General features: G+C 71.1%; 19 protein-coding genes. 7 read left to right on the top strand and 12 right to left on the bottom strand.

Going from position 1 to position 19896, the window contains the following annotated elements; all coding sequences use genetic code 11:
• Positions 1 to 4: 4 nt before the first annotated feature.
• Positions 5 to 907, bottom strand: a complete 903-nt coding sequence (locus CP976_RS07660; RefSeq protein WP_150479659.1) for a LysR family transcriptional regulator — start codon at positions 905 to 907, stop codon at positions 5 to 7.
• A gap of 75 nt (positions 908 to 982) precedes the next feature.
• Here CP976_RS07660 and CP976_RS07665 point away from each other — a divergent pair, with 75 nt between their 5' ends.
• The gene (locus tag CP976_RS07665; protein WP_150479660.1) at positions 983 to 1921 is read left to right on the top strand and encodes a DMT family transporter; all 939 of its coding nucleotides are present in this window, start codon (positions 983 to 985) and stop codon (positions 1919 to 1921) included.
• 124 nt (positions 1922 to 2045) lie between these two features.
• Here CP976_RS07665 and CP976_RS07670 read toward each other — a convergent pair whose 3' ends face one another.
• Positions 2046 to 3377, bottom strand: a complete 1332-nt coding sequence (locus CP976_RS07670) for an aminotransferase class I/II-fold pyridoxal phosphate-dependent enzyme (RefSeq protein ID WP_150479661.1) — start codon at positions 3375 to 3377, stop codon at positions 2046 to 2048.
• A 35-nt stretch (positions 3378 to 3412) separates the two neighbouring features.
• On the opposite strand from CP976_RS07670, the gene CP976_RS07675 reads away from it, so the two are divergent.
• Entirely contained in the window at positions 3413 to 4090 is a 678-nt protein-coding gene (locus CP976_RS07675) for a pyridoxamine 5'-phosphate oxidase family protein (protein WP_150479662.1), read from the top strand.
• Positions 4091 to 4136: 46 nt separating this feature from the next.
• Here the strand turns inward: CP976_RS07675 and CP976_RS07680 are convergent, their stop codons facing one another.
• The 3 genes from CP976_RS07680 to CP976_RS07690 all read right to left on the bottom strand — a co-directional run bounded on the left by CP976_RS07680 (position 4137) and on the right by CP976_RS07690 (position 7017).
• A complete protein-coding gene (locus CP976_RS07680; RefSeq protein WP_150479663.1) occupies positions 4137 to 5084 on the bottom strand; it encodes a DMT family transporter in 948 nt (315 codons plus the stop codon).
• A gap of 227 nt (positions 5085 to 5311) precedes the next feature.
• Positions 5312 to 6331 carry an EamA family transporter gene (locus CP976_RS07685; protein WP_150485266.1) on the bottom strand — a complete coding sequence of 340 codons (1020 nt, stop codon included), beginning with the start codon at positions 6329 to 6331 and terminating at the stop codon, positions 5312 to 5314.
• Positions 6332 to 6417: 86 nt separating this feature from the next.
• Positions 6418 to 7017 carry a Clp protease N-terminal domain-containing protein gene (locus tag CP976_RS07690; protein WP_150479664.1) on the bottom strand — a complete coding sequence of 200 codons (600 nt, stop codon included), beginning with the start codon at positions 7015 to 7017 and terminating at the stop codon, positions 6418 to 6420.
• Positions 7018 to 7239: 222 nt separating this feature from the next.
• Between CP976_RS07690 and CP976_RS07695 the strand changes: the two genes are divergently transcribed.
• Entirely contained in the window at positions 7240 to 7668 is a 429-nt protein-coding gene (locus CP976_RS07695; RefSeq protein ID WP_150479665.1) for a type II toxin-antitoxin system Rv0910 family toxin, read from the top strand.
• A gap of 174 nt (positions 7669 to 7842) precedes the next feature.
• Here the strand turns inward: CP976_RS07695 and CP976_RS07700 are convergent, their stop codons facing one another.
• Entirely contained in the window at positions 7843 to 8472 is a 630-nt protein-coding gene (locus CP976_RS07700) for a PadR family transcriptional regulator (protein ID WP_150479666.1), read from the bottom strand.
• 177 nt (positions 8473 to 8649) lie between these two features.
• Here CP976_RS07700 and CP976_RS07705 point away from each other — a divergent pair, with 177 nt between their 5' ends.
• A complete protein-coding gene (locus tag CP976_RS07705; RefSeq protein ID WP_150479667.1) occupies positions 8650 to 9468 on the top strand; it encodes a PhzF family phenazine biosynthesis protein in 819 nt (272 codons plus the stop codon).
• 21 nt (positions 9469 to 9489) lie between these two features.
• Here CP976_RS07705 and CP976_RS07710 read toward each other — a convergent pair whose 3' ends face one another.
• The gene (locus CP976_RS07710) at positions 9490 to 10293 is read right to left on the bottom strand and encodes a CPBP family intramembrane glutamic endopeptidase (RefSeq protein WP_150485267.1); all 804 of its coding nucleotides are present in this window, start codon (positions 10291 to 10293) and stop codon (positions 9490 to 9492) included.
• Between the two features lie 67 nt (positions 10294 to 10360).
• Positions 10361 to 11878 carry a glutamate-cysteine ligase family protein gene (locus CP976_RS07715; RefSeq protein ID WP_150479668.1) on the bottom strand — a complete coding sequence of 506 codons (1518 nt, stop codon included), beginning with the start codon at positions 11876 to 11878 and terminating at the stop codon, positions 10361 to 10363.
• Between the two features lie 553 nt (positions 11879 to 12431).
• Here CP976_RS07715 and CP976_RS07720 point away from each other — a divergent pair.
• From CP976_RS07720 to CP976_RS07730, 3 genes are all read left to right on the top strand, one after another.
• Positions 12432 to 13016 carry a hypothetical protein gene (locus CP976_RS07720; RefSeq protein WP_167537296.1) on the top strand — a complete coding sequence of 195 codons (585 nt, stop codon included), beginning with the start codon at positions 12432 to 12434 and terminating at the stop codon, positions 13014 to 13016.
• A 458-nt stretch (positions 13017 to 13474) separates the two neighbouring features.
• Positions 13475 to 13681, top strand: a complete 207-nt coding sequence (locus CP976_RS07725) for a DUF5999 family protein (protein ID WP_086847082.1) — start codon at positions 13475 to 13477, stop codon at positions 13679 to 13681.
• Positions 13682 to 13893: 212 nt separating this feature from the next.
• A complete protein-coding gene (locus CP976_RS07730; RefSeq protein ID WP_167537297.1) occupies positions 13894 to 14928 on the top strand; it encodes a LacI family DNA-binding transcriptional regulator in 1035 nt (344 codons plus the stop codon).
• Between the two features lie 295 nt (positions 14929 to 15223).
• Here the strand turns inward: CP976_RS07730 and CP976_RS07735 are convergent, their stop codons facing one another.
• From CP976_RS07735 to CP976_RS07750, 4 genes are all read right to left on the bottom strand, one after another.
• Positions 15224 to 16288, bottom strand: a complete 1065-nt coding sequence (locus tag CP976_RS07735; protein ID WP_150479671.1) for an endo-1,4-beta-xylanase — start codon at positions 16286 to 16288, stop codon at positions 15224 to 15226.
• Positions 16289 to 16341: 53 nt separating this feature from the next.
• Positions 16342 to 17106 (bottom strand): carbohydrate ABC transporter permease, encoded by a 765-nt coding sequence (locus CP976_RS07740; RefSeq protein WP_229876094.1) that lies wholly within the window; start codon positions 17104 to 17106, stop codon positions 16342 to 16344.
• Positions 17107 to 17177: 71 nt separating this feature from the next.
• Entirely contained in the window at positions 17178 to 18176 is a 999-nt protein-coding gene (locus CP976_RS07745) for a carbohydrate ABC transporter permease (protein ID WP_150479673.1), read from the bottom strand.
• 6 nt (positions 18177 to 18182) lie between these two features.
• On the bottom strand, positions 18183 to 19475 hold the full coding sequence (locus tag CP976_RS07750) for an extracellular solute-binding protein (protein WP_150479674.1): 1293 nt from the start codon (positions 19473 to 19475) through the stop codon (positions 18183 to 18185).
• Between the last annotated feature and the right edge of the window lie 421 nt (positions 19476 to 19896).

Raw genomic sequence — 19896 nt, forward strand, 5'->3', positions numbered from 1 at the left:
GGGCTCAGCCGAGGCTCTCCCCCGCCGCCTGGAGGGCCTTCACCGCGGCCCGGATCGACGGGCGGCGGTCGGCGTCCGCGCGCCAGACCACGTACACGTGCCGCCGGACCCGCTGTCTGACGGGGACGGTCACGACCCCCGCAGGCACGGGACGGCGGCCGAGCAGCGGGGCGACACACACGCCGAGCCCCGCGGCGACCAGCGCGAGCTGGGTGTGGGTCTCGGCGGCGCGGTGGCCCACGAGCGGCTCGATGCCCTGCGAGCGGAGCGTGTACATCAGCCACTCGTGGCAGAACTCGCCCTCGCCCCAGGTGATCCACTCGTCGTCGGCGAACTCCGCGAGGTCCACCTCGTCACGCCCGGCGAGCCGGTGGTCCGCGGGCATGGCCACATCGGCGGGGTCGTCCATGATCGGCGCCTTGACCAGGCCGTCGGGCAGCGCCATCGGCTTGTTGTACCAGTCGAGGACCACGGCGAGGTCGAGGTCGCCGCGCACGACCCCGGCGAGGGCGGCCTCCGGTTCCAGCTCGCAGGAGCGCAGCCGGAGCGCGGGATGCCGCTCGCGCAGTGCGGACAGCGCGAGCGGGAACAGGCCGCGGGCGGCCGTCGGGAACGCCGAGAGTCTCAGCTCGCCGACGACCTGTCCCCGCTGCGCCTCCAGGTCGGACTGGGCGAGCTCGACCTGGGACAGGATGCGCGCGGCGTGCTCGGCGAGCAGCCGGCCCGCGTCGGTGAGCCGCACGCCCCGGCCGTTCTTGGCGAGGAGCTGCTGCCCGACCTCCCGCTCCAGCTTGGACATCTGCTGGGAGACGGCGGACGTCGTGATGTGCAGCCCCTCGGCCGCGCCGCTGACCGAGCCGTGCCGGGCGAGGGCGTCGAGGGTGCGCAGGCGCTCCAGGTTCAACATGTAAGCAATGCTACGCAATACCGGTCGCGAAATCTCGATTGTGCTACGAGGTTCTTGCCCGCCATCGTGGTTTCCATGAGCACCGTCACCACCCCCGGCCGGGTCGCCACCCCCTCGGGCGACCACCCCCGTCGCCGCCTCGACTGGCGTCTCCGCTTCGCCGCCCTGTCTTTGATCTGGGGCTTCAGCTTCCTCCTCATCAAGGTGGGCACCGAGGGGTACGCGCCGTTCCAGGTCACGCTCGGACGACTGGTGTTCGGTACGGCGGTACTGGCCGCGGCGATGGCGGTCCGCCGCGAGCGGCTGCCGCGCGGGGCGCGCACCTGGGGGCATCTGACGGTCGCCGCGTTCCTGCTCAACGCCCTGCCGTTCTCGCTGTTCGCGTACGCCGAGCTGACCATCCCGTCCACGCTGGCGGGCATCTGCAACGCGACGTCGCCGTTGTGGGGCATGGCACTGTCCCTGGTCGCCCTGTCGGAGGACCGCCCGACCCGGGTGCGGGTCGCCGGACTCGGGCTCGGCTTCCTCGGAGTGCTCACGGTGCTGGGCGCCTGGCAGGGCTTCCACGGCCTGGACGCCACCGGCACGGCACTGGCCCTGCTGGCCTCCCTCAGCTACCCGATCGGCTGGATCTACGTCCGCCGCACCCTGGCCGGCACCAGCCACTCGCACCTGTCGATGACCGGCGCGCAGCTGCTGCTCGCCACGGCCCAACTGGCCGTCGTCACCCCGCTGTTCACCAACCTGCCCACCAACCTGTCGGTCGGGCCGCTGCTGGCGATCGCCGCCCTGGGCGCACTCGGCACGGGCCTCGCCGTCCTCCTCCAGTACGGCCTGGTCGCCGAGGTCGGGCCGACGACCGCCCAGATGGTCACGTACTTCATCCCGGTCATCGCCACGGCCGCGGGCGTCGCGCTCCTGGGCGAGTCGCTCACCTGGTCGACACCGGTCGGGGCGGTGATCGTCCTGATCGGCGCGGCACTTACGCAGGTCCGGCCGAAGGTCCGGGCGTAGGGGGCGGGCGTAGGGGCGGGCCGGGGCGTCCGGCGTACGCGTGGCCGGTGCACGAACGCCCCACACCCAGCCGGTCCACGAACGCGCCCACCCAGCCGGTCCAAGGACGCCCCAACCCGGAGCCTCAGACGTAACTCCGCGCCGGCGCCGGCCCCAGGGCCGAGGCGATCGCGTCCGCCAGCGCCTCTGTCTCGTCCCCGGCGAGCGTCGAAACGGTGACCCGGATGCCGGGCGGTGCGCTCAGCCGGAAGCGCGCGCCGGGGGCGACGGCCCAGCCCGCGTGCAGCAGCCGGGCGACGGCGCCGGTCTCGTCGGGCACGGGCAGCCACACGTTCATGCCGCTGCGCCCCTGCGCCACGACACCGCGCCGGCCGAGCGCGCCGATCAGCGCGTCCCGGCGCCTCCCGTACGCCGCCGCCACCGCGCGCGTGTCCACCGCCCCGTCGGCCCACAGCCGCACCAGCGCCCGCTGCATCAGCCGGCTCACCCAGCCGGGCCCGAGCCGCTGCCGGCCGTGCACCCGGTCGACGGTGACGGCGTCCCCGGTGAGCAGGGCGAGGCGCAGATCGGGTCCGTAGGCCTTGGCGGCCGAGCGCACGAACGCCCAGTGCCGGGTGGCCCCGGCCAGCGGGTGGAGGGGCACGTCGACGATGCCGTGCCCGTGGTCGTCCTCGATGAGCAGGGTCTCCGGGTACTCCCGGAGCACGGACCGCAGGGCACGCGCGCGTGCGGCGCTCACCGCCGCGCCGGTCGGGTTCTGCGCCCGGTCCGTGACGATCAGGGCACGCGCCCCGGACTCCAGCGCCCGCCGTACGTCATCGGCGTACGGCCCCTCGTCGTCGAGGCCGACGGGGACGGTCCGCAACCCGAGCGCCGGGACGAGGTCCAGGGTCCGGCTCCAGCCGGGATCCTCGACGGCAACGGTGTCGCCGGGCTTGAGGTGGGCCGCCAGGACCCGCTCCACGGCGTCGAGCGCTCCGGAGACCACGGCGAGCGGCCCTTCCGGCACCCCGTCGGCGTCGAACCCGTCCCGGGCGATCCGGGCCAGCTCGGGATCCACGGGCGCCTCGCCGTACAGGACCGGAGCACGGTCGCCCTCGGCGGCCGCCGCCGCGAACGCCGCCGCGAGGGCCGGCAGCAGCGCCGGATCCGGATTGCCGCTGGACACGTCGCGCACGCCTTCGGGGACGTCGACCCTGATGTGGTCCCGCCCGGTCGTGGCCGGAGCGGGCCGCACGCGGCTGCCGCGCCGGCCCGCGGTCTCGATGACCCCACGCTCGCGCAGAGTCCGGTACGCGGCCGCGACCGTGTTGGGATTCACTCCCAGCCGCTCCGCCAATTCCCGCATGGGCGGCAGCAGTTGACCGGGACGCAGCTCACCGCTCCCCACCGCCCGCTCGATGCTCGCGGAAATGTCCGCTGCGCGACGCCCGCTGATCCGATACTCTCCTAGCACAAACCCAAGTATGCACTAGTGCAATGGAGAGCGCCATGCAGGGGACCACGCCGTCGCAACCCGCCGCCTACGCCCCCACCGACCGCACCGTCCCCACCCGCGCGCCGGACCGGGCCTCGTACGACAGGGAACTGGTGCACTCGATACTCGACGAGGCCTACGTCTGCCATCTGGGCTTCGTCCGCGACGGCGCCCCGGTCGTGCTGCCCACGCTGTACGCCCGGGTCGGCGAGCGGCTCTATGTGCACGGTTCGACGGGCTCGCGTCCGCTGCGGGCGGCCGGCCAGGCCGATCCGGGTCTCCCGGTCTGCCTGACCGTCACGCACGTCGACGGGCTGGTCCTCGCCCGCTCGGCCTTCCACCACTCGATCAACTACCGTTCCGTGGTGGTGCACGGCGTCGCGCACGACGTGACGGACCCCGAGGAGAAGCGGCAGGCCCTGGACGCCCTGGTCGACCACGTCGTGCCGGGCCGTTCCGCCGACTCGCGACCGGCCAGCAAGAAGGAGCTGGCCGCCACCGCGGTGCTCCGCCTCGACCTGGACGAGGTCTCCGCCAAGCTCCGCACCGGCGGCGTGAACGACGAACCGGAGGACCTCGGCCTGCCGCACTGGGCCGGTGTGGTCCCGGTGCGGAAGACCTACGGCACTCCGATCGCCGACCCGGACCTCGCCGCCGGCACCGAGCTGCCCGACTACTTGAGGGCACGGTAAGGGGCGCGGGGAGCCGCGCAACCGGCCGCAGCTCCCCGCCCGGTAGTCACACGAGCATCACCGGCTCCTTGGCCCTTACGCCGCGCGCCTCGCCCACCGCGAGCCCCGCCACCGAGCCCAGCATCAGCAACGTCCCGGCCAGCGTCGCCGCCGTGAGGTGCTCACCGAGCAGTACGACGGCGAGCACCGCCGCGCTCACCGGCTCCAGCAGCATGATCACCGAGACGGTGGCCGACCGTACGACGGCCGCGCCCGCGAAGTAGAGGCCGTAGGCGAGGGCCGTGGGGACGGCGGCGACGTACGCCAGCACGACCAGGACCCGGCCGGGGTCCTCGGTGTGCGGCAGCAGCCCCTCGGACAGGGCGAACGGCAACAGGCACAGGCTCGTGACGGCGAAGGCCCCGACGGTCGTCCGGGAGGCGTCGGCCTCGCCGCCGCGGCCCCACCGGCGGATGAGCAGCGTCATCACGCTGTACCCGGCCGCGGACAGCAGCGCGAGCAGCACACCCCACGGGCGCACGGTCGTGCCCCCGCCGCCGAGGACGAGGACCGCGAGCCCGGTGAGCGCGCCCGCGACCGCGGCGGCTCCGCCCCGGCCGAGGCGCTCGGCGAGCGTCAGCCGGGCGCCGAGCGCGATGAGCACCGGTCCGGCGCCCAGGGTGACGACCGTGGCGACGGCGAGGCCGGTGGCGGAGACGGCCGCGAAGTAGGCCGTCTGGAACACCGCGAGCCCGATTCCGGTGACGCCGGCGCGCAGCGTCCGGCGGCTCAGCGGCTCCCGTACGGCGGCCCGGGCGCGCGGCCGGACGAGCCGGACGGCGAGCAGCAGCACGAGTCCGGTGGCGCAGCGCCAGAAGGAGAGGGCGACGGGGCCCATGTCACTGGCCTGGTAGACCAGTGAGGCGGCCGCGCCCGCGGTGCCCCAGGCGACACCGGCGACGATCAGATAGAGGAGGCCTCGCCCTACGGGCAGGCCGGAGGCAGTGTTCGACACGTGTTCTCTCCGCAGACGCGCACGGCGCGCCGCGCGGGAGCGGCGGCGGCTGGTGCGCGGAAGTTCGGGAAGGGCCCCGGATCACGTCGATCAGCGGGGTCCGCGGACTTCGTCTGCGGGCAGCACCGTTCGGCCCGGCGGTGACATGCCGGGCGCGGTTTCCGGAGGGCCCGCCTCAGGCGGCCGGAGGCGGAAGAACGAGTGCGTTCGAAGGCATGATCGGCACCTTATGCGGCCCTGCCGGGCCGGGACAACTTCCTTTCCGGGCCGCCGCTCGCCACCGGCTGCCCGGAGCCCTTCGAGGGCGTCGAGGACTGTGCGATGAACGCGCCCACCAGCACGATCACGCCACCGGCGAGCTGCGGCGCCGACAGGTGCTCGCCCAGCAGGATCCAGGCCAGGACGGTGGCGATGACCGCTTCGAGACAGGCCACGACACCGGCGACCTGCGGGGAGAGCCGCCGCACGGCGAGCACGCCGGTGACGTACGCGACGACCGTGGCGACGAGGACGATCCAGGCCAGCAGGGCGAACGCGGCGACGGGCCTGCCGTCCATGCGCGCGGTGCCCGTGAGCACGGACCAGTCCATGTTCCAGGGCCGGGCGACGACGGTCAGCACGGCCGCGCCGACGAGCAGGCCGTAGGCGATGACGCCGAGCGGGTCGGGCGCCTCGTCCCCGGCGTCACTGCCCTGGTCGGAGAGGACGAAGTAGCCGACCTGGCAGCAGGCCGCGCCGAGTGCGAGCAGCAGTCCCAGGGCATCGAAGCCGAGCCCCGACCACACCTCGACGACGCACGCGAGACCGCCGACGGCAAGGACGACACCGACCGCCGCGGCTCGCGTCACTGGCCGCCGCTGCACGAACCGCACCCAGCCCAGCACGAGGGCGGGCGCCAGGTACTCGATGAGCAGCGCCACCCCGACGGGGATACGGGAGAGCGCGGCGAAGTAGCAGGCCTGGACACCGGCGACGGCCAGCAGCCCGAACCCGATGAGCAGTCCGGGCCGGCGGCGCAGCAGCGCGCGGTGGCGCACGGCGAGCGGCAGCATCACCAGGGCCGCCCCCGCCACGCGCAGCCACACCACGTGCAGCGGGTCCAGGCCCGCCTCGATCAGCGGCTTGGCCGCGACACCGGATCCGCCGAAGGCGACCGCGGACAGGAGCGCGAGGCCGAGGCCCACACCCTTGCCGTGCCTGGGGCTGCTGGGACTGCTGGGGCTGCTGTCAGACGTACGCACCGGCACATGATGACAGGCCATGACAGGAGCGTCACCCCTTATGGCACCTGTCCTACTGTCCGGACACGAGGAGCGGCTCCGCGAGGGACCGGTCAGTAAGCGCCTTCGCCACCACTCACGCACTCCTGAGACCGGTCAGCGCACTCCTCGGACCGGTCGAGACCTTCCTGAGGCCGCTCGGACCAGCCGTCGAGCCGGGCGAGCACCGCGTGCGGGTCGATCCCGGCACGCCGGAGCACCTCGACCGCGCGCGACTGCGAGTCGACGACGATCGCGGTGAGCAGATCGACACCGCGGGCCGGTCCCCCGTGTCGCTCGGCACGTTCGCAGGCGTACTCCATCGAGGCCGCGGCCAGCGGCGAGAAGCCCGCGGTCTCCGTCACCATGGGGACGGCGCCGGAGTCCTCGACGCCGCTCTGCCAGCGCAGGCCGTATCCGATGCTGCGCTGGACGAGGTAGCCGAGCAGCCGCGCGATCTGCGGCCCCTCGCCGACGACGGCACGCGCCTCGGGGTCGGACTCCAGCAGCGAGTGGAGCAGATGGGCGGTGTCGATCTGCCGGTCCGCGTCCCTGACCGCTCTCCGGCGGGCACCGGTGACCACCGATGCCAGCTCGTCACTGAGCCTGGCATCGTTCTCCGCGCGGTGGATGCCGTGCTCATGCGCCGACTGGCGGGGGATACGGGATTGCACACCCCTACCCCATCAGTCCCGGCGGCCCGGGTCATCCCCGGAGCGGAGCATCTTCGCGTCCCACGGAAAGTGGACACCGCAGGCCGGAATCTCCTCCTTACGGAGGACATCAGGCTGTTTCACCGGACACCCCGAAATGGCTGACGGTTCATCAGTATTGAACATTGCGGCCGTCGCGGCTACGTTCCGCGACATCCCAGCCCGACGCGAAGAGGTGGTCGCATGGCCGAAGTGAGCGCGGAGTCACGCATCGGGGCGCCGGCCGAGAAGGTGTGGGTCACACTCACGGACTGGTCCAGGTACGGCGAGTGGAACGCGACCCACACGAGCTTCCCGTCGGGAGGCCCCGAGCCCCTCGAAGTGGGTGCCGCGTTCCAGGAGAACATGCGGCTCATGAACTTCCCGGCCGAGGTGGAGTGGACCGTCGAGACACTGGAACCGGCCCGGGTGCTCGCCATCCGCGGCAAGGGCCCGATGGGCGTGACCGTCGCGACGCGCTACACCCTCACACCCGACGGCGACGCGACGACGGTGCGCATCGACGGCGCGTTCACGGGCGCGACGGTGTCGCTGATGGCGGGCAGACTCAAGGACTCGGCCACGGCCGCCCTCAACGAGTCGCTGCGCAAGCTGGACGGCCTGGTGACCTGACACCCCGGGCACCGGCGACATCCCCGGCGGCACACACCCGGCACAGGCCGAGGCGCCCCGTGGATCACTCCACGGGGCGCCTGCGGGCACCGCACTCGGACGACGCTCGATCGCTCAGTCTTCGTAAGCCCTCGTCAGTCCGCGTCAGCGCTCGTCAGTCCTCGTCAGTCCTCGTCAGTCCTCGTCGGCGAGGATCAGATACAGCTTCTTGCGGGCTTCATTGATGACGCCGAGCGCCTTCTCCCGCTGCTCCTTGCTGCCGGTCTTCCAGACCTGACCGAAGGCCTCCATGAGACCGAAGCCGGCCTGGCGGATCTCGCCGAGAGCCTCCCAGTCGACTCCGCGGGAGGCCTCTTCCCAGGGCGCCTCGGGCCCCTCTTCGGCCGCGGTGCGACCCGCCTCGGTGAGCGAGAACAACTTCTTGCCGCCCTCGGACTCACTCGCGATCAGGCCCTCGTCCTCCAGCAACTGGAGGGTGGGGTACACCGAGCCGGGACTGGGCTTCCACGCCCCGCCGCTGCGCTCGGCGATCTCCTGGATCATCTCGTAGCCGTGCATCGGCCGGTCCTTCAGCAGGGCCAGGATCGAGGCCCGTACGTCACCGCGCCGCGCCCGCCCCCTCGGCCCGCCGCGCCCTCGTCCGCCCCAGGGCCCGGGACCGAAGCCCGGGCCACCGGGCCCGCCCCAGCCGGGGCCGCCCGGCCCGAACGGCCCGAAGGCCGCACGCAGCCCCTCGAAGGCGCCCCGGCCGCCGTGACGCGGTCCGCCGTGGCCATGTCCGTGCTCAAATCCGTGAGTATGCATCGCCAACACTCTCCATTCCATCGTTGATCTGTCGCGATGCCTCAACGATATATCGGTAGTGTTCGGATGGCAAGGCCCGGACCGGGGCCACACTCACCATGAGAACGGCGGGAAACCGGGCCAGTACTCGCGAATTGGCCTTGGCCTGCCGCTTCGGCGGACCTCTAACGTCCAGGCATGCGGATTCACATCGTCGACGCCTTCACCGATCGCCCCTTCTCCGGAAACCCGGCCGGGGTCGTTCTCCTGAACGACGCGGACGCCTTCCAGGACGACACCCGACTCCAGAACATCGCCTTGGAGGTCAACCACTCCGAGACGGCCTTCGCCCGTCCCCTCCCCGAGGGCGGCGAGGCCGACTGGGCGCTGCGCTGGTTCACGCCGGCCACGGAGGTCGCGATGTGCGGTCACGCGACCCTGGCCACCGCCCACGTCCTGCACACCACCGGCACCCACGAGGGCCCGGTACGGTTCGCCACCCGCAGCGGCGTCCTCGTGGCCACTCCCGCCGGAGACGGCTCCGTGACGCTGGACTTCCCCACGGCTCCGCTCACCCGGGTCGACCCGCCGGACGGCCTCGCCGAGGCCCTGGGCACCGAGCCGCTCACCGTCCTCGACACCGGCCCGAACGTCGGCGACCTGCTGGTCGAGGTCGCCGACGAGAAGACGGTGCACGGCCTCCGCCCCGACCTCAGGGCCCTCGCCGCCCACTCCGAGCGCGGTGTCATCGCCACGGCTCGCGCGGACGACCCCGACCGGGGCTACGACTTCGTCTCGCGCTGTTTCTTCCCGAACGTCGGCATCGACGAGGACCCGGTGACCGGCAGCGCCCACACCGCGCTCGCCCCGTTCTGGTCCGCGCGCCTCGGCAGCCCCCGCCTCACCGGCCTCCAGGCCTCACCCCGCTCCGGCCGCGTCCGCACGGAGCTGCGCGGTGACCGCACCCTGCTGACCGGCCGGGCTGTCACCGTCATCGAGGGCGAGCTGCTGGCCTGAGACGCCCCCTTCCCAGGTCCCTCACGCCGTCGGCAGCCAGCCGACCTTGCCCGCCAGCAGGGCGTACCCCACGAAGGCACCGATGTCGAGCAGCGAGTGGGCCACCACCAGCGGGCCCACTCGCCCCCAGCGGCGGTACAGGTAGACGAACACCACGCCCATGACCATGTTGCCGATGAAGCCGCCGATGCCCTGGTAGAGGTGGTACGAGCCGCGCAGGACCGAGCTGCCCACCAGCGCGGCCATCGGTGTCCACCCCAGCCGGTCCAGTCGGCGCAGCAGGTAGCCGACGACGATGACTTCCTCCAGCACCGCGTTCTGGATCGCCGAGAGGATCAGCACGGGGTACTTCCACCACACGTCGGGCAGCGCCTCGGGCACCACGGTGAGGTTGAAGCCGAAGCCCCGGGCGGCCAGGTAGAAGGCGATTCCGGTGCTGCCGATGACCGCCGCGATCGCCGCCCCGCGGCCGAGGTCGGGCCAGGGCCGGGTGCGGTCGAAGCCGATGCTGCGCAGGCCCGCGCCCTCGCGCAGCAGGAAGTGCGCGACGAGTGCGACGGGCACGAGCGCGGTGGTGATCCCGAAGAGCTGCCAGGCCAGGTCGAGCCAGGGACGGCCGGGCGCGGCCGAGGCGTTCAGGGTGGCCGCCTGGTCCTTCAGTCCGCCGGGCTTGGTGACCGAGCCGATGAAGCTGATCAGGGCGGAGACCCCGCTCGCACCCAGCGAGAGCGCCAGCACGAGCAGCGTCTCGTTGCGGAGCATCCGCCGCGAGAGCCGCTGCTGGGGAATGGAATCGTCGGCCCCCGGGCCCGCCTCCGCCTGCACACCTGCCTCCACTTCACCGACCTGTCGGATCAGTATGAGGGCAGCAGGAGATCGGCCCGGCGGCGCATCAGCCCAACGGCACCGGCTCCGGCGACCCCACAGGCCAGGTGTGCACCGGCTCCCCCTTGTGCATCAGCTCCCGGTAGCGCCGGGTCGTGGCCGCCAGCGCGGCGTCCCTCGGGTGGCCCGCGTCCAGCGCCTTGTGGAAGGTCGCGGCCTGCCAGCTCGCCCCGTTCACCCTGCGCCGGCACCGCTCCTCGATCACACCCAGGTACAGATCGCGGTCGGCCGGCTCCACGCCCCACGCGTCCAGCCCGGCCTCGGCGAGCGGCAGCAGCTCGTCGCGGACCAGGCTCACCGCGTCGACCTGCGCGGTCCCGCCGTAGCGGCCGCGCCGGGGCCAGGTGAAGCGGGCGTCGATGCCGTCCTTGCAGGCGGCGTCGAAGTTGGCTGCGGCCGCCTCGAACGGCAGCCGGGACCACACCGGCCGGGCCTCCTCGGCGAGGGCGCGGACGAGGCCGTAGTAGAAGGCGGCGTTGGCCACGACGTCGATGACGGTGGGTCCGGCGGGCAGGACGCGGTTCTCCACGCGCAGGTGGGGGACGCCGTCGGCGATGCCGTAGACCGGGCGGTTCCAGCGGTAGACCGTCCCGTTGTGCAGGACGAGCTCGGCGAGACTCGGGACTCCGCCCTGGTCGAGCACCTCCAGCGGGTCCTCGTCGTCACAGATCGGCAGCAGCGCCGGGTAGTAGCGCAGGTTCTCCTCGAACAGGTCGTACGCCGAGCTGATCCAGCGCTCACCGAACCAGGTCCTCGGCCGGACGCCCTGGGCCTGGAGTTCGGGCGGGCGGGTGTCGGTGGACTGCTGGAACAGCGGGGGCCGCGACTCGCGCCACAGCTCTCGGCCGAAGAGGAAGGGCGAGTTGGCGCCGACGGCGATCTGCGCGGCGGCGACCGCCTGGGCCGCGTTCCACACGTCGGCGAAGCGGGCAGGCGTGACCTGGAGGTGCAGTTGCACGGAGGTGCAGGCGGCCTCCGGCGCGATGGACTTGGACGTGCAGCTCAGGTGTTCCACGCCGGCGATGTCGAGGGTGAACTCCTCGCCGCGGGCGGCCACGATCTGGTCGTTGAGGAGGGTGTAGCGGTCGACGTCGGAGAGGTTCGACGACACCAGGTCGTCCCGGTCGAGGGTCGGCAGAATACCGATCATCACGATTCCCGCGTCGACCTCGCCGGCTTTCCGGTCGGCATATGCCAGTGACGTACGGAGTTCCTCGGCGAGCCGGTCGAATACCCGGTCACCCAAGCGGTGTGGGGGAATGTTGACTTCCAGGTTGAACATGGCGAGTTCTGTTTGGAAATCACGACTCGCGATACGTTCGAGGACTTGCGCGTTCAACATTTTCGGCATGCCGTCGGTGCCCGCGAGATTCAACTCGATCTCCAGCCCCATGAGGTTCTTGGGGCGATCGAACCGCTTCTCCGCCAGGAGTCGCTCCAAGCCCGTCAGACACCGACGGAGCTTGTCACGGTAGCGCTGGCGATCGGACAGGTCGAACCGGCCTGCCACGACCTTCTCCCCCATCGAAGCGTCCCTCCTCGGATGGTGCGGGGCCGAAGATCCGGCCGCCGGGGTCCCGGTCAGGTGGAGGATGCCCAGCGAAAGCGATCGATAACGTCCCGGAGGGACCCGCCGACCGCTACGCTGGTCACGTATGACCGGTGGCACATTCACTCGGCATGACACAGAGGCCGGGGTTTCGGGTAGTGCGCACTCGTGAAAAACGCCAACGAGAATGGGCCGACCGCCGCGGAGGCATTCGCCGAGGTCATCGCCGCGCACCCCGCGTGGAATCGGGATAATTCTCGCGTATCGCCGACCGAATGTACCCTTGTTCTACTCACCGGAAACGGCTAGACGAAACACAGTCTGAACCCGTGTCGTATAAACTCCGCGAACAAGGCAGAAGGTTGGCGCCCACGGTCGATGGGTCACGCCGTCGAGGCGATGTTCGGCGGACCCCACCCCCCTCTCGTTCTTGAGACCCTGGCCCCTGCCTCTCTGACCCCCGTGAGCTGACAGCGCCGTCCGCCCCCGCCCTCGTGCCGCCGTGCCTTTGAATGAGAGGCGACCCACCATGCCGCTGCATGTCCCGCCGGCTCCCGCGCCCGCACTCCGTTCCGTCCTCACTGCGCTCTCCTCTCCCACCGCGGTTCGCGAGGCCCGAACTCCCTCCCTGCTCCGCGCCCAGGGACCCGCCACTCCCGAGCTCCCCCTGCCCGTCCACGTCCTCGACCGGGTCACGGCAGAGGGCGTGTCGGCCACCCGGCTGGCCGGGTGGCGCTTCCTGATCCGCATCGGCGACCGCGCGGTGGCCGCGGCGGAGACCATGCTGACTCCCGACGGCTGGGCCTTCTCCCGCTTCTTCGAGGGCCCGTACATCACCTCCACCGAGCGCGCCCTGCGCCAGGCCGAGACGATGCCGCAGCCGTACCAGCCCCGCCTGCTGTCCGTACCCAGCCTGTACATGCTGACGCTCTGGCTGCACGAGGACTGCACCGCCGACGGCGCCACCGGCCATCCCGCCGCCACCGACCTGCTCGTCCCGCTGGCCCCCGCACCTCCCGGCATCGCGGCCCATCGCCCGCACCGTGTCGCCGAACTGCTTCCGGTGCTGACCCACCGGGTGACTCCCACGCGACTGCTCGGCTCACCCGCCTGAAGCGCCGCACACCGAAGATCTCCGCGCCCCGTCGCCGAATTCCCGGCGGCGGGGTCGCCCCTTTTTGCCGATGAACGAGCACACTATGAGTTCGCTCGTGCGAGCACACCATGAGTTCGCTCGTAGGAGCGCACTCATGAGCCCGCTCTTACGAGCACCCAATAGCTCGTACGAGCCGAAATGGACCACCTGCTCGATCGGACTAGCCCCATTCGGCCACTACGAACCATCCGAAGTGACAGCCCAGTTGGGCTGAACCGTCCGCGCGGGTGATGCGTCATGAACCTGTGAGAAGCCGTGCCGCGAAATCCCTGCGGATCGACGCCCGTAGGGCAACACTGGGTTCCGACGACTTATCACAACGGGGGGCGGCCATGAACGACACTTCTAGCCGCGGAACAGACACGACAGCCGACTCAGCCATCCCATCCATCACGACACAGCGAGAGATCCCACCCATGTGCCAGCACCAGACTCCGTGCCCGTCAGCCGAATCCGCCGACCGGGAATCCGCCCGTCTCGTGGCGCACCACCCGGAGCAGGGTTGGAGCCTGCTGTGCAACGGCGTGGTGCTCTTCGAGGACACCGGCGAGCTCCTGCCGGACGGCCGGGTCATCGACCCGCACCGTCCGCTGGCCTCAAGCCAGGTGATGACGGCCGCCTGAGGCCGCCGGGCGGCGTGACGTACCGCCCGTAGACATGAGGGGCCGGCCGCAGGACACTCTGCGAACCGGCCCCGACGCGTGTCCGGGAGCTGTCACTCCCCGTCACCTCCCGCGACGTCCCGTTCATGCCCTCGCACAGCCTTCCCACGGATGCCCGTTTTCCGGAAGACTCCTGGAAGTTTCGGGGTCACCCGTCGACGGAGGTGGGGCAAGTGGCAGCAGGTGAGGCCGAGTCCGCGGGCAAGGTCACGATCACGGAGATCGCCCGGCAGGCCGGCGTGTCCGTACCGACCGTGTCCCGTGTCGTCAACGGCCGGTCCGACGTGTCGCCGCAGACCCGGGCCCGCGTCGAGGACCTGCTGCGCCGCCACGGCTACCGCAAGCGCCCCGCGGCCCCCGGAACCCGTGCCGCCCTGCTCGACCTGGTCTTCAACAACCTCGACAGCCCCTGGGCCGTCGAGATCATCCGCGGGGTCGAGGAGGTCGCGCACGCGGCCGGGGTCGGCACGGTGGTGTCGGCCATCCACGGGCGTTCGGGCGACGCCCGCGAGTGGATGCGCAACCTCCGGGCCCGAGCCTCCGACGGCGTCATCCTCGTCACCTCGGCCCTGGAGCCGACGCTCCATGAGGAACTGCGCATTCTCGGCGTCCCGCTCGTCGTCGTCGACCCGGCGGGCTCGCCCGCCCTGGAGGCACCCACCATCGGTGCCGCCAACTGGTCGGGCGGCATGGCGGCCACCGAGCACCTGCTGTCCCTCGGCCACCGCCGGATCGGCCTGATCGCCGGGCCGCCGCGGCTGTTGTGCTCCCGGGCCCGGCTGGACGGCTACCGCGCGGCGCTGGAGGGCGCCGGCATCGGGATGGACGAGTCCCTCGTCGTCCCCGGCGACTTCCGCCCCGAGTCCGGCTTCACCGCCTGCGAGACGCTGCTCGGCCTGCCCGAGCCGCCGACCGCCGTGTTCGCGGCCAGCGACCAGATGGCGCTCGGCGCGATCGAGGCACTGCGCCGACGCGGGCTGCGGGTGCCGCAGGACATGAGCGTGGTCGGTTTCGACGACCTTCCGGAAGTCCGCTGGTCGGCTCCACCGCTGACCACGGTCCGACAGCCCCTGGCCGACATGGGCAAACTGGCCGCCCGCACGGTCCTCCGACTCACCCGAGACCAACAGCCCGACTCACCGCGGGTGGAACTGGGCACGGACCTGGTGATCCGGTCCAGCACGGCGCCTCCGGCGGGGCGGACCTGACGGACTCACCCGACCGTGCGGAATGCGGCAAGGCGTGATTCAAGCGAGCCACGGCCGGCTCCACCGACCCGACACTCCCCACGACGCCCAGCCTCCCTCGGCACGGCGCGGCCTTCCCCCCGGTTGGCGCAGCGCAGCCGCGGCCTTCCCGCCGGGCGTGCCCCGAGGCTGCGACGCGGCCTGCCGCCGCTCGGCCGCCGAAGCGGCGCGGTGTGGCCCCAGCCAGGTCGACTCGCCCCGGCACGCTCAGGATGGCGCCCCGCTCCGCCCACACACCGGAGCGCCATCCACCCCCCTACCTCCCCCCGAGTGCCTCACGGAGCGCGAAGTACGCCGGCTTGGGGGCCAGCTGCTCGTCCCACGGCAGGGCCGCGCCCTCGCCAGGGAAGAACGCCGGGATCCACGAGTACTTGTCCGTGTAGTCCCACAGGGTGATGCCGACACAGCGGCGCACTTCCAGGCAGGCCTCGGTCAGATCCCGGTACCACTCGGCCTGCTGGGCCAGCTTCTCCTCGGTCGCGGGGAGCTGCATCCGTATGTCGACCTCGGTGAGCGATGTGTCGAGGCCGAGCCGGGAGAAGCGGCGGAGGTTGTCCTCCAGGGTCGTCGGATAGCCGTACTGGAGGGCCAGATGGGCCTGGAGGCCGATGCCGTGCAGCGGGACGCCCTTGGCCTTCAGTTCCTTGGCCAGCTTGTAGTACGCGTCGCTCTTCGGGCCGATCGCTTCGATGTTGTAGTCGTTGAGGTACAGCTTGACGCGCGGATCGGCCTGGTGCGCCCAGCGCAGCGCGTCGGCGATGTAACCGGGCCCGAGCGTCTTGTAGAAGACCGACTCGCGGTACGTACCGTCCTCGTTGAACGCCTCGTTGACGACGTCCCAGGCGAACACCTTGCCCCGGTAGTGCCGAACCTCGGCCTGCACGTGCTTCTTCAGCACGGCCCGCAGCTCCCGGGCCGTCCACTCCCGCTCGGTGAGCCACGCGGGCAACTGGCTGTGCCAGACGAGGGTATGCCCGCGCACCTTCTGCCGGTTGGCACGGGCGAGGTTCACGATCTCGTCGCCCTGGGAGAAGTCGAACACGCCCTGCTGGGGTTCGGTCGCGTACCACTTCATGCCGTTGCCGGGCGTGATCTGGTCGAACTCGCTGCCGAGCAGGGCCTTGTACGGCTCGTCGACGAGCTCGGGGTTGTCGGTGGCGCTGCCGAAGTAACGGCCGTGCCGCTGGGCGAGGTCGGCGAGGGTGGGTTCCTTGCCGTGCCGTTCGTCCGCCTGTGCCGTCGGCCCGGTGGCGATGCCGCCGAGCATCAGCGCGGCGGCGAGCGCCCCGGCGAGTCTGAGCCGTGGAGCGGTCTTGCGCATGGTGCGACTCCTCACGATCGATGGGTGGGTGAGCCGTACGTCCGCGGCGCGCGTCAGCCCTTCGTCGCGCCGGCGGTGAGGCCGCCGACGAGCTGACGCTCGGCGACCGAGTAGAAGGCGAGGGCGGGGACCATGGCCAGCACCAGATAGGCGAAGACCTTGGCGTACTCCGCGGAGTACTGCCCCTGGAACTGCTGCACGCCGATCGGCAGCGTCCACCACTGCGCCTCGGTGAACACCAGCAGCGGCAGGAAGAAGTTGTTCCAGCTGGCGACGACGGCCAGCACGGACACGGTGCCGAGCGCGGGCCGCGCCATGGGCAGCAGCACCCGCCAGAAGAAGCCGAACGAGCTGCACCCGTCGAGCGTCGCCGCCTCCTCCAGTTCCCCGGGGATCTGCCGGAAGAAGCCGCGCAGGATGATGATGGTCATCGGCAGTCCGAAGGCGGCCTGCGGGAGGATCACGCCGAGCGGGTTGTCCAGCAGGCCCAGGGAGCGCAGCAGCAGGAACAGCGGCAGGGCCGCCACGGCGAACGGGAACATCAGCCCCATCGTGAACAGCGTGAACAGCACTTCCCGGCCGCGGAAGGCGAACCGCGCGAAGGAGAAGGCCGACAGCGCGGAGACCGCGACGACCAGGACGGTCGTGCCCACCGCGATCAGCGTGCTGTTGCCGATCAGCCGCCAGAAGTCCCCCGAGCCGAGGATCTGGGCGTAGTTGGAGGTCACCCACGACTCGGGCAGACCGACCGGGTTGCGGGAGAGCTCGTCGGTGGACTTGAAACCGGAGAGCGCGGCGTAGATCAGGGGGACGGCCATGACCGCGCCGACGAGGACCAGGACGAGGTGCAGAGGGAGATTCCGGCCCCTGCGGGATGTCCGACTGTGCGTCACTTTCCGTCTCCCCGCATGGTCGTGGTGGCCCCCTCCAGGTCGCGCCGGAGCACGAACCGCTGGTAGGCGAGGGCGAAGACGAGACTGATGCCGAACATGACCACGCTGATCGCGCTGGCGTAGCCGACCTGGTAGCGCTTGAACCCGTACTGGAACATGGTCACGGCCATGGTCTCGGAGTGGTGGTCCGGTCCGCCCGCGGTGGTCACCCACACCAGGTCGAAGAGCTGGATGGCACCGATGACCGACAGGAAGACGCTGATGCGCAGGGTGGGCGCGAGCAGCGGCAGCGTCACGTTGCGGAAGCGCTGCCAGGGTCCAGCCCCGTCGATCAGGGCCGCCTCCGTGAGCTCCCTCGGGACGGCCTGGAGCCCGGCCAGGTACAGCATCATGTGGAAGCCGAAGTACTTCCAGGTCATGACGAGGAACAGGGTCGCCATGACGGTGGACGGATCGGCGAACCACTCCCCGCCCAGCCCGTCCAGTCCGACCTTGCCGAGGACCTGGTCCGCGAAGCCGTCGTCCGGGGCGAAGATCATGCCGAAGAGGATTCCGGTGATGGCCTCGGACAGGACGTACGGAGCGAAGAACAGCATCCGGTAGACCGCCCGGCCGCGCATCCGCTGGTTGAGCAGGACGGCCATGGCGAGCGCGAACGGCAGTTGGACGACGAGCGACAGGACCACCAGGACCAGGCAGCGCCACAGGTCGCCCAGGAAGACCTCGTCCTGGAAGAGCCGCGTGAAGTTCTCGCCGCCGATGTAGTCGGAGGGCATGCCGAAGCCGCCCCAGCGGAAGAACGCGGCGTACAGCGCGAACAGCATCGGCAGCAGCACGAGCCCCATGAACAGCACCAGGGCGGGCAGTTGGAAGCCGGCCGCGGTCAGCCAGTTCAGCGTCCGCCGCCGGGCCCGGCTCCGGGCCCGGTCCTTGGCCGGGGGCGGCGGGCCGGCGTCGCGGCCGGTCCGTTTGTCCGGCAGGTAGGTGGAGGTCATCGCCGGTTACTGCTCTTCCTTCACGGTCTTCGTGATCGACTGGGCGACCTGCCCGGGCGACTTCGATCCGGCGATGAGCGCGGCGACGCTGTCGTTGATCTCCTGGCCGACGGCGGGCGCGTACGCCTGGTCGAGGTAGAGCTGGAAGCCGGTTGCCTTCTTCAACTGCTCCTGGACGGCCTTGATGTTGGGGTCGGCGATGGCGCTCTCGGCCGCCGGGACCACGGGCAGGACGCCGGTCTTCTTGACCAGTTCCAGGTCGGTGGCCTCGGACGCGAAGAACTTCAGGAAGTCGACGGCCGCCTGCGGGGCGCCCCGGCGCAGGGCGTGCCCGCCGCCTCCGCCGAACACCTCGGTGATGGCGCCCTTGCCGCCCTCGACCGCGGGGAACGGGAAGAACCCGAGGTCCTTGCCGAGGCCCTTGCCCGCGTCGGCCTGCACCACGGGCGCCCACTGGCCCATGAGTTCCATTGCCGCCTTGCCGTTGCCGACGGCTGCGGCCTGCCCGGTGGGCGTGGAGTAGGCGGCGCCCAGGAAGCCCTTCTGGAACGGCTGGAGCGCGACGAGCTCCTCGAGGTGCCGCCCCGCCTCGACGAAGGGGGCGCCGGTGAAGTCCTTGGCTTCGTAGGCCTTCTGCAACGCCTCGGCGCCCGCGGTGCGCATCGCCAGGTAGGCCCAGTAGTACATGCCCGGCCACTTCTCCTTGCCGGCCAGGGCGAGGGGAGTGATGTTCTCGGCCTTCAGCTTGCGCACGGCGTCGAGGAAGCCGCTCCAGGTGGTCGGGGGCTCGGAGATGCCGGCCTGGTCGAAGAGCGCCTTGTTGTACCAGAAGCCGATCATGCCGATGTCGAACGGGATGCCGTAGACCTTGTCGTCGATCAGGTACGGCTCCCTGGCGACCGGGAGCAGGGCGTCGCCCCACGGCTTGGTGCTGTCCGTGAGGTCCTCGACGAGTCCGGCGTCGACCTGCTGCTTGAGTACGCCGCCGCCCCAGGTGTGGAAGATGTCGGGCAGCTTCCCGGAGGACGTCAGGGCCGTCATCTTCGACTTGAAGGCTTCGTTCTCCATTTGGACGATCTTTATCTTGACTTTGGGGTTCTGGGCTTCGAACTTCCGGGCGAGGGCGGCCCAGACGGTCTTTGCCGGTTCGGTGGTGGAGATGTTCCACCATTCGATCGTGGTCGTCCCCGACGACCCTCCGTCCGAGTCCCCGCCGCATGCGCTCAGTGTCGTCATTCCGAGACCGGCCGCGGCGGAGGCCGCCAGGAAGCCGCGGCGGGACAGTGCCGGGTCGCCCATCATGCGCTCCTTGGGTACGGGACGGCGCTCCCGCGTCCGCCCACTGGATCGAAAGTTTCGGAACAGATCCAGAAAAGATTCGTTGATGCCGCACCCTAGAGACAGCCGCCAAACGGTGGCAACCCCTTGTACACGGTGAATCTGCCGTCGGCGCACGGGTCTTGGGGGACACTCGGCCGAGCAATGGGTTTCCGCCCCTTCCGGAAGGAGCGGTCAGGCGGAGGCGGGGGCGTACTCGGACCAGTCGAAGGCCGCACCTCCGGCGACGCCTGCGGACCGGTAACGCCGTGACAGGCACCGCCCGACGAAGGGGACGAAACATTCGGATCACCTTGCGAACATTACGAAGCCGTACTGCATGAAGGCCAGTGCCCCGTTGCCGACGCATGCACGATCACGCAGGGTGTCCGGCTCGCGATCG

The sequence above is a fragment of the Streptomyces coeruleorubidus genome, from assembly GCF_008705135.1.
GTDB classification, from domain to species: Bacteria; Actinomycetota; Actinomycetes; order Streptomycetales; family Streptomycetaceae; genus Streptomyces; species Streptomyces coeruleofuscus.

What these genes read in the sequence shown, in the direction of transcription:
- CP976_RS07660 (WP_150479659.1), bottom strand. Translation starts at nt 907, where the DNA reads ATGTTGAACCTGGAGCGCCTGCGCACCCTCGACGCCCTCGCCCGGCAC.
- CP976_RS07665 (WP_150479660.1), top strand. Translation starts at nt 983, where the DNA reads ATGAGCACCGTCACCACCCCCGGCCGGGTCGCCACCCCCTCGGGCGAC.
- CP976_RS07675 (WP_150479662.1), top strand. Translation starts at nt 3,413, where the DNA reads ATGCAGGGGACCACGCCGTCGCAACCCGCCGCCTACGCCCCCACCGAC.
- CP976_RS07695 (WP_150479665.1), top strand. Translation starts at nt 7,240, where the DNA reads ATGGCCGAAGTGAGCGCGGAGTCACGCATCGGGGCGCCGGCCGAGAAG.
- CP976_RS07700 (WP_150479666.1), bottom strand. Translation starts at nt 8,472, where the DNA reads ATGCATACTCACGGATTTGAGCACGGACATGGCCACGGCGGACCGCGT.
- CP976_RS07705 (WP_150479667.1), top strand. Translation starts at nt 8,650, where the DNA reads ATGCGGATTCACATCGTCGACGCCTTCACCGATCGCCCCTTCTCCGGA.
- CP976_RS07715 (WP_150479668.1), bottom strand. Translation starts at nt 11,878, where the DNA reads ATGGGGGAGAAGGTCGTGGCAGGCCGGTTCGACCTGTCCGATCGCCAG.
- CP976_RS07720 (WP_167537296.1), top strand. Translation starts at nt 12,432, where the DNA reads ATGCCGCTGCATGTCCCGCCGGCTCCCGCGCCCGCACTCCGTTCCGTC.
- CP976_RS07725 (WP_086847082.1), top strand. Translation starts at nt 13,475, where the DNA reads ATGTGCCAGCACCAGACTCCGTGCCCGTCAGCCGAATCCGCCGACCGG.
- CP976_RS07735 (WP_150479671.1), bottom strand. Translation starts at nt 16,288, where the DNA reads ATGCGCAAGACCGCTCCACGGCTCAGACTCGCCGGGGCGCTCGCCGCC.
- CP976_RS07740 (WP_229876094.1), bottom strand. Translation starts at nt 17,106, where the DNA reads ATGGCCGTCCCCCTGATCTACGCCGCGCTCTCCGGTTTCAAGTCCACC.
- CP976_RS07745 (WP_150479673.1), bottom strand. Translation starts at nt 18,176, where the DNA reads ATGACCTCCACCTACCTGCCGGACAAACGGACCGGCCGCGACGCCGGC.
- CP976_RS07750 (WP_150479674.1), bottom strand. Translation starts at nt 19,475, where the DNA reads ATGGGCGACCCGGCACTGTCCCGCCGCGGCTTCCTGGCGGCCTCCGCC.